The sequence below is a fragment of the Pseudarthrobacter sp. CCNWLW217 genome, from assembly GCF_037203985.1.
Taxonomy (GTDB): Bacteria; Actinomycetota; Actinomycetes; order Actinomycetales; family Micrococcaceae; genus Arthrobacter.
The window spans coordinates 95,957-110,283 of the sequence record NZ_JBBCBT010000014.1 but is presented as its reverse complement, the minus strand read 5'-3'; the positions used below and the strand labels follow the sequence as shown (position 1 = coordinate 110,283).

The following is a 14,327-nucleotide window of genomic DNA, read 5'->3' as shown; positions in this document are numbered from 1 at the left end:
TCATCATGCGACATCGGTTGGGGCATGGTCCCTGCCGGGGCCGTTAGGGTGGTGCCATGACTGAGGATTCACGCACCACGGCAAGGCAGAGTAGTGCAGCAGTAGTTACGGGGGCGAGTACCGGTATCGGCGAGGCCACCGTCCGCGCGCTGCGCGCTGAGGGGTGGACGGTTTTCGCTGTAGCCCGTCGCGCCGAACGGCTGGCCGCGCTCGAAGCCGAGACGGGCGCCGTCGGGGTTCCCGCCGACATCACCGAGGACGACGACGTCGCCCGGCTCCTTGCCCACGTCACCGAAGCAGGGGGCGCGGGAACGCTCATCAACATCGCAGGCGGAGCACGCGGAGCCGACTTCGTGGGCGCTGCCAACACCGAGGACTGGGACTGGATGTACCGGGTCAACGTGCTCGGCACCATGAAGGTCACCCGAGCCTTCCTGCCCATGCTCCGCGCCAATGGTGAAGGCACCGTCCTGAACCTCACGTCCACGGCCGGGCTGGCGGCCTACGAAGGCGGCGCAGGCTACAACGCGGCCAAGTTCGCCCAACACGCCATGACCGGCGCGCTCCGGCTGGAAGAGGCCGAGCACAATGTCCGCGTTATCGAAGTGGCCCCCGGACTGGTCTATACGGAGGAGTTCGCGCTGAACCGGCTCGGCGATCCGGAAGCGGCCAAGAAGGTATACGAGGGCGTGGAGAAGCCGCTGACCGCGGCTGATGTGGCTGACGTAGTGCGGTATGCCGTCAGCGCGCCGCACCACGTCAACCTGGACCAGATTGTCATCCGCCCTGTGGCGCAGGCCGCCAATTACAAGCTCATCCGCGAAGGCTGATCAGGTGGCCGGTACGGCGAGCGTGGCCAGGACGGCCGCGTGGTCCGTACCCGGCACCTTGTGGACCTGGTAGCCCGAAGTGCCCACCTGCCGGCTGGTCACCAGATGGTCGAGGGTGATCCCGGGCAGCCAGACCCCTTCCATAGGCCACGTGGGTACCAGGCGGGAACCCGAGGCTGTCCCCACATCGACAAGTCCTGGGCCTGCACCCAGAAGCTGCCGGAACTCGGAATGGTCATATGTGGCATTGAAGTCACCGACCAGCAGCCTGTTGCCAGGACGCCCGGTCAGCCTGCCCACGGACGCGAGGTCGCTGCGCCACTGGTCCACCCGGACATCCACGGGCGGCAGCGCGTGGACATTCGTTACCTCCAGAACCGCGACTGATCCTCGTGCCTCCGCTGTGAGCCGGACCGTCGGCATCCGGAACGGCGTGTCCGGGATGAGGCCCACCTGTTCGAGGGGATGGCTGGAATAGACGGCACCACCCGCGGCGTCATCGGTGGGGTCGCTGATCCGGTGCGGCAGGAGGGTGTCCAGGCCTGCGGCCGCCAGCCGGTCCTGCAGGGCCTGCGAATGCTCCTGGACGGTCAGGAGCCCTATCCCGTTATCCCTTACCAGCTCCACGATCCGGGTGGCGTCCGCCTGGCCATACTCCGCATTGATGGTCATGGCCTTCAGCTCCACCGTGGCTGCGGCGCCGGGTGCTGCGGACGGCCGGGCCGCATCAAACGGAAAGAGCCAGAACACCTGGCACAGCAGCAACGCCGCAGTGCCCACCTGCAGCCACCTGCTCCGGCCGAGCAGCGCCAGGACCAGTGCCACCGTGGCTGGCAGGGCCAGCCACGGTGTAAAGGAAACCAGCTGGACTGCCAGGACCGGCCATTCCCCTGGAACCGCCCGGACCACCGACATAGCCATCACTGGCAGGGAGGCCAGGAGCGACAGCCAGCGGCAGGCCGGGGCAAGGATTTTCCTGGCCGGAACGGGCGCAGGCGGCATAGTTTGGGCAGGAACTGCAGTTGCCTTCGGTTGTTGTCCAGGTGCAGCGGTGGAGCCGCGGGCGGAAGCAGTCATGGTCCTGAGTCTAGGCAATAACACTCCCCGCACCGGGAATGGCGGTGGGCCGCCGGGCGATAGTAGACTTGAAGACGGTTATGACCCGGCTATCACCGGTGAGCTTCCGGAAGAACGCACATATCGCCAGGCACCTGGCGGCCAGTGTCAGTAGAACCGGACGGGTAAGCCCGTCACAGCAGTAATGAGCGGCCGGCGCAACAGCACGTTCCAAGGAGCGTGACGGAGTGCCGGTAAGTGAGGTGGTACCGCGGTAAGCGTGCAGTCCCCGGACTGCGCAGGAGCCGTCCTCGCATCCTGAACGGAGCCCGACAGCAACGGCTGGACGGTTCACCAGCTCAACCCAGGATGTCGAGAATGACGTATTACCCCAAAGCCTCAGCCTCCCCTTCGGCCGCACCGGGCGCAGGTGTTTCCGCTTCCGTGAAGTTTCCGGAAATCGAAGAACGCATCCTGAAGTACTGGGACGAGGACGGCACGTTCCAGGCAAGCATCGACCAGCGAAGCGCTGACGCCCCCGGCGGCGAACCCGGCAGCAACGAGTTCGTCTTCTATGATGGCCCGCCGTTCGCCAACGGCCTGCCGCACTACGGACACCTCCTGACCGGCTACGCGAAGGACCTGGTGGGGCGCTATCAAACCCAGCGCGGCCGCCGCGTGGAACGCCGCTTCGGCTGGGACACCCATGGTTTGCCTGCTGAGCTGGAAGCGATGAAGCAGCTCGGCATGACTGACAAGACCCAGATCGAGGCCATGGGCATCGACAAGTTCAACGACGCCTGCCGGGCGTCGGTCATGAAGTACGCCGATGAATGGCAGAGCTACGTCACGCGGCAGGCCCGCTGGGTGGACTTTGACAACGACTACAAGACCCTCAACGTCGAGTACATGGAGTCGGTCCTGTGGGCCTTCAAGCAACTGCACGAAAAGGGCCTGACGTATAACGGGTACCGTGTGCTGCCGTACTGCTGGAAAGACGAAACCCCGCTGTCCAACCATGAACTGCGCATGGACGACGACGTCTACAAGAACCGCCAGGACCAGACTGTCACCGTGACGTTCCCCATCACGGCAGGGGAGTCCGCTCTTTCCCGGCAGCTGGCCGGCGTGCAGGCGCTTGCCTGGACCACCACCCCGTGGACTCTGCCCACCAACCTGGCGCTCGCCGTCGGGCCTTCCATCACCTACGCCGTACTGCCCGCCGGACCCAACGGCATCAAGGCCGCCTCGCCGGAGGCGCCCGTCACGGGAAGCTTCCTCCTGGCCGCGGACCTGCTGGCCACCTACGCCAAGGACCTTGGCTACGAGGATGTTGAGGCCGCCGAGGCCGCGGTCACGTCCACCCACACCGGGGCAGAGCTGGAGGGCCTGCAGTACCAGCCGCTGTGGAACGACTTCAGCGACACCGAAAAATTCGGCACCCAGAACGCCTGGCGCATCCTGGTGGCCGACTATGTCACCACCACCGACGGCACGGGCATCGTCCACCAGGCACCGGCCTATGGCGAGGATGACCAGAAGGTCTGTGAAGAGGCCGGCATCCCCGTGGTGCTGTCCGTGGACGAGGGCGCCAAATTCCTGCCACTGTTCAAGCACGGCGACCTGCATGACATCGCGGGCCTCCAGGTCTTCGAGGCAAACAAGCCCATCACGCAGGTGCTCCGCGCCCAGGGCCGCCTGGTCCGGCAGGCCAGCTATGAACACAGCTACCCTCACTGCTGGCGCTGCCGGAACCCTCTGATCTACCGCGCAGTGTCGTCCTGGTACGTCGAGGTCACCAAATTCAAGGACCGGATGTCCGAACTGAACCAGGAGATCAACTGGATCCCCGGCAACGTCAAGGACGGCCAGTTCGGCAAATGGCTGGAAAACGCCCGCGACTGGTCCATCAGCCGCAACCGGTACTGGGGCAGCCCCATCCCCGTGTGGCAGTCCAGCGACCCCGAATTCCCGCGGACGGACGTTTACGGCTCCCTGGCCGAGATCGAAGCCGACTTTGGCCGCCTGCCGCTGAATGCGGATGGCCAGGTTGACCTGCACCGCCCATTCATCGACGAACTCACCCGCCCGAACCCCGACGACCCCCGGACCCCCGAAGAGGGACAGTCCGTGATGCGCCGCGTCGAAGACGTCCTGGACGTCTGGTTCGACTCCGGCTCCATGCCGTACGGCCAGGTGCACTACCCCTTCCAGAACGAAGCCTGGTTCGACACCCACAACCCCGCAGATTTCATCGTGGAGTACATCGGCCAGACGCGCGGCTGGTTCTACATGCTGCACATCCTCTCAACGGCCTTGTTTGACCGTCCGGCCTTCCGGAACGTCATCAGCCACGGCATCGTGCTGGGCTCGGACGGTCAGAAGATGTCCAAGAGCCTGCGCAACTACCCGGACGTCTCAGAGGTCCTGGACCGCGACGGCTCCGACGCCATGCGCTGGTTCCTGATGTCCAGCCCCATCCTTCGCGGCGGCAACCTGGTGGTCACCGAGCAGGGCATCCGCGACGGCGTCCGCCAGGTCATCCTGCCGCTGTGGAATGTGTACAGCTTCTTCACGCTGTACACAAACGCCGCTGCAGGAGGCAAGGGCTACGAAGCGAAGCTGCGGTACGACGGCTACGCGGACACCCTGGACCAATACCTGCTGGCCAACACCGGCGACCTGGTCCGCAACATGACCACCCAGCTGGACAGCTACGACATCTCCGGAGCCTGCGACGAACTCCGTAGCTACCTTGACATGCTCACCAACTGGTACGTCCGCCGAAGCCGCCAGCGCTTCTTCGACGAGAGCGTTGACGCCTTCGATGCGCTGTACACCGCGCTGGAAACCGTCTCCCGGGTGGCGGCGTCGCTGCTGCCGTTGGTCTCCGAGGAGATCTGGCGCGGCCTGACGGGCGGCCGTTCCGTACACCTGGCCGACTGGCCGGATGCTGACCTGTTCCCATCCAACGCAACGCTGGTCGAAGCGATGGACCGTGTCCAGCAGATTTGCTCCACCGGCTCCTCGCTGCGCAAGGCCGCAAACCTTCGCGTCCGGCTGCCACTGCAGGAACTGACCGTGGTGGCACCCGGCGCGGATGCGCTGGAAGGCTTCGCCGCCGTCGTCGCGGACGAACTGAACATCCGCTCGGTCCGCCTGCTCGACGCCGATAGCGCCTCCCCGGAGGAGTTCGGGATCGAGCAGAAGCTCGTCGTCAACGCCCGGGCCGCGGGCCCGCGCCTGGGCAAAAACGTCCAGCAGGCCATCAAGGGCTCGAAGTCCGGCGACTGGTCCGTTTCCGACGCCGGCGTGGTTACTGCCGGCGGCCTGGAACTGGAACCGCAGGAATACGCCCTGGAAACCGTGGTGGCAGAAGCGGCGGCGGGCGCCGGCTCGCGCGCGGCGGCCGTTCTGCCAGGTGGCGGATTTGTGGTGCTCAACACCGAGGTTACCCCCGAGCTCGAGGCCGAGGGCACGGCCCGCGACATGGTCCGTGCCATCCAGCAGGCGCGCAAGGATGCCGGGCTGAACGTCAGTGACCGCATCCGGACAAACGTCACCGCCACGATGGATGTTGTGGACGCGGTGAAAGCCCACGAAAACCTTGTAGTCACCGAAACCCTGACCCTGGAGCTTGGCTTGTTCTCCAACGGAGACGGCACCGAGCTGCAGATCACCGTCGAAAAGATCGAGGCCTAGGACATGACCGACGAATTTTCCGTGGAAAGCGTCTACGCCGAGCTCCTGGGGCGTGCCCCCGAAAACAAGATGGAACCACGGCTGGCGCCGTTGTTCCGCGCCATGGACGTGTTGGGGGAGCCCAACAAGGCGTACCCGATCATCCACGTGACCGGCACCAACGGCAAGACCTCCACGGCACGGATGATCGAGGCCGGACTGCGCGCCCATGGACTGAGCACGGGCCGCTACACAAGCCCGCACTTATCCAAGGTCACTGAGCGGATCAGTATCGATGGCGCCCCGGTGTCGGATGAGACGTTTGTCCGCATCTGGGACGAGATCCGCCCCTACCTGCAGATCGTCGACGACGAACTCACCGCTGCGGGGGAGCCCCGGCTCACCTACTTCGAGTGCCTCACCATCCTCGGCTTCGCGGTCTTCGCCGACCAACCGGTGAACGTTGCCGTCATTGAAGTAGGCCTCGGCGGCGTCACGGACGCCACCAACGTAGGCGACGGACAGGTCTCCGTGGTCACACCCATCTCCCTGGACCACACGGACCTGCTGGGCGACACGACGGAGGACATCGCCTACGAGAAAGCCGGCATCATCAAACCGGGCGGGTACCTGGTCAGCGCGGCGCAGCCGGTTGACGCCGCCCAGGTGCTGCTGGAAAAGGCCCGGGAAGTGTCCGTGCCGTTCCGCTTTGAAGGCGTGGAATTCGGGGTCGAATCCCGGACCGTGGCCGTCGGCGGCCAAATCGTCAGCATCCAGGGGATCGCCGGACGTTATCCGGAACTGATGGTCCCCTTGCACGGGGCCCACCAGGCCCAGAACGCTGCCGTTGCGGTGGCCGCGCTGGAGGCATTCTTCGGCGGCGAAAAGGAACTCGACGCCGACGTGCTCCAGGAAGCCTTCGCATCCGTCACCTCGCCGGGACGGCTGGAGGTTGTCCGGACCGCACCCACCATCATCGTTGACGCAGCGCACAACCCCGACGGCATCCGAGTCTCCTCCGAAGCCATCCAGGAGGCCTTCAGCTTCAGCAAGCTCGTTCCGGTGGTCGGGGTGCTGAAGGAAAAGGACGCGGAAGAAATCCTGCGCCAGCTCAAGGACTCCCTGGCAGGCCTCGCTGAGGAATACTGCTTCACGCAGTCCAACTCGCCCCGTGCAGTACCAGCTGCCGAACTCGCCGAACTGGCTGTGGAGCTGGGCTTCGGGGAGGACAACATCCACATCGAGGAGAAACTGGATAACGCCCTGGAATGGGCAGTTGAACGCGCGGAGTCCAACGATGACCTCGCTGGCGGAGTTCTCGTAACCGGTTCCATCACACTGGTGGCCGAAGCCCGGATCCTCCTGGGAAAGACGGAGGTGTAGCTCGTGGCCAAACTGACCAGGGCCCAGCGGGAATGGCGCCCGGGGATGCCCAAGAAGCGCCGTTCCACCAAGGTGATGTTCGCCTCCACTGTTCTGCTGCTGGAGGCCTTTGTGGCGTTCTTTGCCACGCTCGCGGTCTTCGGCCTCAAGCGCGGGGAACTGCCCCCGGCGCTGATCCTCGGAGTCGGCATTGGCCTGAGCGTCATCATGATCCTTGCCTGCGCTGTGCTGTCCAAACCTTGGGGCGTGGCGCTCGGCTGGATCCTGCAAATCGTACTCATCCTGACCGGCCTCGTGGAGCCCCTGATGTTCCTGGTGGGCGGGCTGTTCGGCCTTGCCTGGTGGTACGGGATCAGGACCGGCATCCGGATCGACTCCGAGGCCGCCCAGCGCGAACGCGAGCAGGCAGAGTGGAACGCCGCGCACCCGGAAGCCTCGTAGAATTGACCCGAAACCCCACCAACGCATTGGAGCAACCGTGAGCATTGAGCGCACCCTCGTTTTGATCAAGCCCGATGGCGTGGCACGCAACCTCAGCGGCGCCATCCTGAGCCGCATCGAGGCCAAGGGTTACACCCTTGCCGAGCTGAAGAAGGTTGATGCCAGCAGGGAACTCCTGGAACAGCACTACGAAGAGCACGTCGGCAAGCCCTTCTACGAACCCCTCGTGGAATTCATGCTTAGCGGCCCGGTTGTGGCAGCGATCTTCGAAGGTCACCGCGTCATCGAAGGCTTCCGGTCCCTGGCCGGCACCACGGACCCCACCACGGCCGCCCCGGGCACCATCCGCGGCGATTTCGGCCGGGACTGGGGCCTGAAGGTCCAGCAGAACCTGGTGCACGGCTCGGATTCCGTGGACTCAGCTGAGCGCGAAATCAAGATCTGGTTCCAGGACTAACATCCTGTACCCACCCGCCTCATCGAAGTGACACTTAAGGCCAATGTCCGGGGCGGACATTGGCCTTAAGTGTCACTTCGATGGGTCTGCGGCAGGCGTCAGAAGCCTGACGTGCCCGCGAACACCTGGATGAAGGCGAAGAAGATGGTTGCGATAACAGCTACGTAGAGCAGCGCCGTGATGATCCAGCCCGAGTCGCCCAGCACCCGCGCCACCCCTGAGGGAAGGGGGAGGACTCCGTGGGTGATGTTCCTGACTGTCACCCAGACGAACAGCGGGATCATGGCGGCCCAGACAATCATGCAGAAGGGGCACAGGATGTGGATCTCGTACAGGGCCTGGGACCAGAGCCACACTACGAAAGCGAAGCCCAGGGTCACTCCGGCCTGAAGGCCTGCCCAGTACCACCGGGCAAACGTAGCGCCGGACAGCAGCGCCATGCCGGTGGTGATGATCACCGCGAACGCCACAATGCCGATGAACATATTAGGGAATCCGAAGACGGAACTCTGCCAGGTCTGCATCACCTGCCCGCAGGAAATCCATGGGTTAACGTCGCAGACGGTGGTGTGGTTCGGGTCCTTGAGTACTTCGAGCTTCTCCAGGACGAGCGTTCCCGAGGCGAGCCAGCCGATGATTCCGGTGGCCACCATCAGCCAGCCAAGTGGCCGGTTGCGCGTCATCGGAGGAACTGTCCCCTGAGTCTCCGGGGCCGTCGCCGGGCGCGCGGAGGCCGGGCTGCCGGTTTCGGCGCCGCTGACGGGCGAAATGCTTGGCATGGTTCAGGCGTCCTTTTCATCGGGTGCTCTTTGCCCCGATTGTAACGCCGGAGCCTGAATCCGGCGCCCAGCTTAGCTTTCTGCCCGTCAGCGCCCTCGGCACCGGGCTGTCCGCCCAGCAGGCAGGCAGGCTCGAAATGATCGGCCGATCTTGCTTCCCCCGTCTTTTAGTCGGCGTGTGAGAGAATGAACTTGGCTGGAGGCCGACCCACATTCGGACTCCGGTCCGGTGGCTTTGTTCCCAAGACCGCCAATGATGAGCTGGCAGGCTTCGGATTCTCTGATCCGTCTTCCCGCCATTCCATTGGTCGGCACCTGGTTGTGGCATGTAGAACAACGGGTTTCAGAATGCTGCTGCCGGCTCCCACGGGCTGCCGCACCCCACTGCCGGTGCGAACCTGGGAGTATCCACTTGACTTCTGTCAATGCCTGCGGGTTTTGACAAATATGTGCCCCAATGGGTGCCGGATGTGGCGGTACGTCAGGGGCAGGAGTGTTGCCACATATGGAAAATGAACAAGTATTTGCCGTTAACAACGATGAAGCGGTAGCCGAGGCTCCGGACGCGCCGAAGAAGGCCACCAGGACCCGGCGGAAGGCCGCGCCAAAGCCGGAAGCCACCCCGGAAGCGACCGCAGCGGATGCCTCTGCGACGCCCGGCGCTGAAGAACCTGCGCTTGAGGCGGCTCCGCCGGTCCGCCGCACCCGTGCGCGAAAAAAGGTAGACGCCACCGAGCCACTGCCTGCGTTCGCAGCCGAGGCAGCGGCCCCGGAAACGGTCGCTGAGGCAGGCTCCGGCCACGCCGACGAAGCCGCGTCCGCCGTTGCCACCCCCGAAGCAGAGCCGGAGGCAAAGCCGGTCCGTCGCCGCCGCGTCGCAACCCGCAAGACGTCGGCTCCTGACGTCGCAGCCGTCCCCGGGACAGAGGCGGAGCCTGCGGCTGCTGCAGCATCAGTTGAAACTCCCGTAGAGGAAACCCCGGCGTCGAAGGCTCTCGAGCCCGAGGCCGCAGTGGAGGAAACCCAGGTGCCGGAATCGGCAACGGTGGAAACGCCGGCACCCGCAGTTTCCGAAACCACCGCGCCTGACGCTGAAGCCGCAGTACCCGCACAGCCAGCACCGGCCAGCCCGTTCGGCTCCCTTTTCCTGGAGCCAGGGTCGGCAACCTCCGTCCTGTTCCAGGCACCGGACCTGAGCACCGTGGTCCGTCCCGCCCCGGCACCCACCGCGGCGGCGGAGGAAGCGGAAGAGGACGACGCCGAACTCACCGAAGATGACGACGCCAACGGCCGTCGCAGGCGGCGCAGCCGTGGTCGCCGCGGGCGCAGCCGCGCAGGCGACCGCGACCTCGAGGGCGACAGCGAGGGCAGCGACAATGAAACAGAGGAAGCTGACGAGGAATCAGCGGGCCAGCCAGACGAGGGCGTAACCTCCCGCCGTCGTCGTCGGCGCCGCCGCGGTGACCAGGACCTGGAACTGACCGGTGGCGGGGATGACGATCCGCCCAACACAGTGACCCGCGTCCGCGCTCCCCGCGCCGTGACCGAAGCGCCCGTCAACAACCGCGTGACGTCCGTCAAGGGCTCCACCAGGCTGGAAGCCAAGAAGCAGCGCCGCCGTGAATCCCGCGATACTGGCCGCCGCCGCACCGTCATCACCGAAGCAGAGTTCCTGGCCCGCCGCGAATCCGTGGACCGCCAGATGATCGTCCGGCAACGCGACGACAGAATCCAGATCGCAGTCCTGGAAGACGGCGTCCTGGCCGAGCACTTTGTCTCCAAGACGCAGCAGGACTCCCTGATCGGGAACGTCTACCTCGGCAAGGTGCAGAACGTCCTGCCATCAATGGAAGCGGCGTTCGTTGATATCGGCCGCGGCCGGAACGCCGTCCTGTACGCCGGTGAGGTGAACTGGGAAGCCGTCAACCTCGAAGGCAAGCAGCGCCGGATCGAGAACGCCCTGAAGTCCGGCGACACCGTCCTGGTCCAGGTCACCAAGGACCCCGTGGGTCACAAGGGCGCGCGCCTGACCAGCCAGATCTCCCTCCCCGGCCGCTACCTGGTCTACGTACCCGGCGGCTCCATGACGGGAATTTCACGTAAGCTGCCCGACGTCGAACGCAACCGGCTCAAGCGCATCCTCAAGGACCGCCTGCCGGAGCATGCCGGCGTCATCGTCCGCACGGCCGCAGAAGGCGCCTCGGAAGAGGAGCTTACGCACGACATCAACCGTCTGCGCGCCCAGTGGGAGGGCATTGAAAGCCAGTCCACGTCCACGAAGATCCTTGCCCCGGAACTTCTCTACGGCGAACCGGACCTCACCATCAAGGTGGTTCGGGACGTCTTCAACGAGGACTTCTCCAAGCTGATCGTTTCCGGTGGGGAGGCATGGGACACCATCGAGGCCTACGTCACGTACGTGGCCCCCGATCTGGTGGGCCGCCTGGAAAAGTGGACCAAGGACCAGGACATCTTCGCGGCCTGGCGGATCGACGAGCAGATCCATAAGGCACTCGAACGCAAGGTCTTCCTGCCCTCTGGCGGTTCGCTGGTCATCGACCGAACCGAAGCCATGACCGTGGTGGACGTCAACACCGGCAAGTTCACCGGCAGCGGCGGCAACCTCGAGGAAACGGTCACCAAGAACAACCTCGAAGCTGCCGAAGAAGTTGTACGCCAGTTGCGGCTCCGCGACATCGGCGGCATTATCGTCATCGACTTCATCGATATGGTCCTGGAATCCAACCGCGACCTCGTCCTGCGCCGCATGGTGGAATGCCTGGGCCGCGACCGCACCAAGCACCAGGTGGCAGAAGTAACGTCCCTGGGGCTCGTTCAGATGACGCGCAAGCGCATGGGCACCGGGCTGCTGGAAGTCTTCGGCGAGCAGTGCGAAACCTGTGCCGGCCGCGGCGTGGTCACCCACGACGATCCCGTGGAGCACCGTCGCGCCAACACGGTGGCTGCCGAGCACCACGTGCAGCGTACGGACACTCACCGCACGGACACCCCGCGGCCCGACCAGCGCCCGGAAAGCCAGCGGGCTGACAGCCAGCCCGGCGCACGTGGCGACCGCAAGCGGCGCCGTGGACGCGGAGGCGTTCCCTTGGAGGCGGCACCGTCCGCACCGGTCCAGGTCCACACGGTCCACCCGGATCCCAGCGACGCCGAGCGGCACGCCAAGGCTGAGGCCACCAGGCTGGCCCTGGCCAACATCGCCGCGGCGGCGCACGCAGCGCACCTGCACGACGACGAGGTAGCCCACGCTGCTGGAGCTGCGGCGGCCGGAAGCCCTGCTGCAGCGGCAGCACGGCCGACGGCGGAGCAGGCCCACGCCGCCCCGGCAACAACAGGCCAGGCACCGGCAACAGCCCGCCAGCATGACGCCGACGCGTCCGGACGTCCTGCTGCCGTGCTCACTTTCGGCGGGGAACAGGTGGTGCTGCCGTTCGTGGAGCACGCGGCAGACCAGCCGCAGCAGCCGGCCCTGACGCTCGACAGGCTCGCTGAAGCCTTCGCGCACCTCGGCGAGCCCGCCGTTGCCGCTCCGGAGCCTGCGCAGGCTGCCCCGCAGCCAAGCACCGATGTGCCGCATGCTGCGGTAGAGGAGAAGGATTACTCAGACCACACCGCTGAGCAGTCCCGTACCCGCAGGCCCCGCCGCAACCGCAGCGCCAGCCGGGCCCAGGGCGCGGCAAACGCAACCTCGGTAGAACACCACGAGGCAACGCACGCAGCAGCCGGCGGCCACTCCCACGCGGCCAAGGCGCCTGAGCCGGCCACAACCGCCGCAGGCGACAAGAAACAGGCAGAGGCGCCAATCATCCTCGGGGTAGGAGTACCTGCTTCCGAGCTCTGATCCTCCGCAAAGGACATCAGCCAGGATGCCCGGACACGACCCTTCGCAGGGGCGCGTCCGGGCATCGCGCGTTAACGGCTTCATGTGACCAGGCCATTTGACGCCGGGCCGGGCACTGAAACGCTAGGCTTGGTTACCGACACGGGGTGCCGCGCAAGGGCCGGCTGAGATCCACACCCGTTGAACCTGTCCGGCTAGCACCGGCGAAGGGATGTCTTCCTTGTCTTCAACTACTGTCCTGCCCCCGGCACCTGTACTCAGCCCGGCAGCGCCGGCCCCGGTCCTCCGGGACGTTCCGCGGGTGCTGTCCATCGCAGGGTCCGACCCGTCCGGCGGCGCCGGCATCCAGGCCGACCTGAAAAGCATCGCAGCCCACGGCGGCTACGGGATGGCCGCGATCACCGCGCTGACAGCGCAGAACACTCAGGGCGTCCGCGCGGTGCACGTGCCGCCGGCCGCCTTCCTGGTCCAGCAGTTGGAAGCCGTGAGCGATGACATCACCATTGATGCCGTCAAAATCGGCATGCTGGGCGATGCCGAGGTGGTGGCAGCGGTCCGCAGCTGGCTCGAAAAGGTGCGTCCCGGCGTCGTAGTCCTTGACCCCGTCATGGTGGCTACCAGCGGCGACAGGCTCCTGCAGGCGTCTGCCGAGGCTGCCCTCCGCGGACTGCTCCCGCTGGCGGACCTGATCACGCCCAATCTCGCTGAACTGGCCATGCTGCTCGGAGAGGCCCAGGCCGGCTCCTGGGCAGAAGCGCTGGAACAGGGCCGGCGGTTGGCGGCGGACACCGGCTCCACCATCCTGGTGAAGGGGGGACATCTCGACGGCGCCGCCTGCCCGGATGCCCTCGTCAATACTGGCGGACTGCTTGCCCAGGAAATTGTGGAGGTTCCGGGGGACAGGATCCCCACCCGCAACAGCCACGGGACGGGCTGCTCGCTCTCGTCGGCCATGGCAACGGCACAGGCCCGTCTGGGGGACTGGGAGGCCTCACTGCGGCACGTCAAGCCCTGGCTGGCAGGTGCCCTGGTGTCCTCGGACGGCCTGGACGTCGGTGCGGGAAACGGTCCCGTCCACCACTTCCACCACCTGCAGGCGGCAAGAGGGCCTGTCCTGGAACCGGCCCAGCTCGGCGAGGGCGGCTTCGCCGAGCTCCTCCGTGCGGAGGCCACCGCAGACCTCGCCGCCATCTATGAGCTCGAGTTCATCCGGAACCTCGTGGCAGGAAGCCTGCCCGAAAAGCAGTTCGCCTACTACCTGGCCCAGGATGCCATCTACCTCAATGGGTACTCACGGGTGCTGGCACGGGCCAGCGCCTTGGCCCCCACCGAAGCCGCACAGCTGTTTTGGGCCCGATCAGCCCAGCAATGCCTGGAGGTTGAATCGGAGCTGCATCGGACCTGGCTCAGTACGCGAACCGTGGAGCCCGTCCTCGGTCCTGTCACAAAGTCGTATGTGGACCACCTGCTGGCCGCCTCCGCATCGGGCAGTTACGCGGTGCTGGTGGCAGCGGTCCTGCCCTGCTTCTGGCTCTACGCCGAAGTCGGACAGACCCTCCACGCGCAATTCCTTGCCGCGGGCGCCCCGGCGGACCACCCGTACGCCGAGTGGCTGCGGACGTACGCCGACGAGGACTTCGCGCAGGCCACCCGTACAGCTATTGCCCTGGCAGACGAAGCCGGACGCCGGGGCTCGGAGGACGAGCGTGCTGCCATGGTCGTCGCTTTCAACCAGTCGTGCCGTTTCGAAGTTGATTTCTTCGACGCGCCGCGGCTGCACGCCTGACGCTCCCCGGCCCATCCAGCCGGTACGATAGTCGGGCACGGTTCCGGATTGTCAG

At 65.8% G+C, this 14,327-nt stretch carries 9 protein-coding genes and 1 riboswitch; of the genes, 7 read left to right on the top strand and 2 right to left on the bottom strand.

Features of this window, described 5'->3' with window-relative positions; all coding sequences use genetic code 11:
• The first annotated feature begins 56 nt into the window (after positions 1-56).
• Positions 57-830, top strand: a complete 774-nt coding sequence (locus V9L18_RS16335; RefSeq protein WP_337348210.1) for an SDR family oxidoreductase — start codon at positions 57-59, stop codon at positions 828-830.
• On the opposite strand, the gene V9L18_RS16330 is transcribed toward V9L18_RS16335, so the two are convergent.
• Positions 831-1,907, bottom strand: a complete 1,077-nt coding sequence (locus tag V9L18_RS16330) for an endonuclease/exonuclease/phosphatase family protein (protein WP_337348209.1) — start codon at positions 1,905-1,907, stop codon at positions 831-833.
• 357 nt (positions 1,908-2,264) lie between these two features.
• Between V9L18_RS16330 and ileS the strand changes: the two genes are divergently transcribed.
• Genes ileS through ndk form a run of 4 tightly spaced genes read left to right on the top strand, consistent with a single transcriptional unit; the run spans position 2,265 to position 7,848 of the window.
• A complete protein-coding gene (ileS, locus tag V9L18_RS16325; RefSeq protein ID WP_337348208.1) occupies positions 2,265-5,588 on the top strand; it encodes an isoleucine--tRNA ligase in 3,324 nt (1,107 codons plus the stop codon).
• Positions 5,589-5,591: 3 nt separating this feature from the next.
• Entirely contained in the window at positions 5,592-6,950 is a 1,359-nt protein-coding gene (locus V9L18_RS16320) for a bifunctional folylpolyglutamate synthase/dihydrofolate synthase (protein WP_337348207.1), read from the top strand.
• 3 nt (positions 6,951-6,953) lie between these two features.
• Positions 6,954-7,391, top strand: a complete 438-nt coding sequence (locus tag V9L18_RS16315; protein ID WP_337348206.1) for a DUF4233 domain-containing protein — start codon at positions 6,954-6,956, stop codon at positions 7,389-7,391.
• Positions 7,392-7,428: 37 nt separating this feature from the next.
• A complete protein-coding gene (ndk, locus tag V9L18_RS16310; RefSeq protein ID WP_267275371.1) occupies positions 7,429-7,848 on the top strand; it encodes a nucleoside-diphosphate kinase in 420 nt (139 codons plus the stop codon).
• Between the two features lie 98 nt (positions 7,849-7,946).
• Here ndk and V9L18_RS16305 read toward each other — a convergent pair whose 3' ends face one another.
• The gene (locus tag V9L18_RS16305) at positions 7,947-8,627 is read right to left on the bottom strand and encodes a vitamin K epoxide reductase family protein (protein WP_337348205.1); all 681 of its coding nucleotides are present in this window, start codon (positions 8,625-8,627) and stop codon (positions 7,947-7,949) included.
• A 505-nt stretch (positions 8,628-9,132) separates the two neighbouring features.
• On the opposite strand from V9L18_RS16305, the gene V9L18_RS16300 reads away from it, so the two are divergent.
• Together V9L18_RS16300 and V9L18_RS16295 are read left to right on the top strand one after the other, a co-directional pair.
• Positions 9,133-12,486, top strand: a complete 3,354-nt coding sequence (locus tag V9L18_RS16300; protein ID WP_337348204.1) for an Rne/Rng family ribonuclease — start codon at positions 9,133-9,135, stop codon at positions 12,484-12,486.
• A gap of 132 nt (positions 12,487-12,618) precedes the next feature.
• Positions 12,619-12,715, top strand: a riboswitch (TPP riboswitch).
• Complete coding sequence (locus V9L18_RS16295) at positions 12,698-14,272, top strand: bifunctional hydroxymethylpyrimidine kinase/phosphomethylpyrimidine kinase (RefSeq protein WP_337348203.1); 1,575 nt, start codon at positions 12,698-12,700, stop codon at positions 14,270-14,272. (Overlaps the previous riboswitch by 18 nt.)
• Positions 14,273-14,327 lie beyond the last annotated feature (55 nt).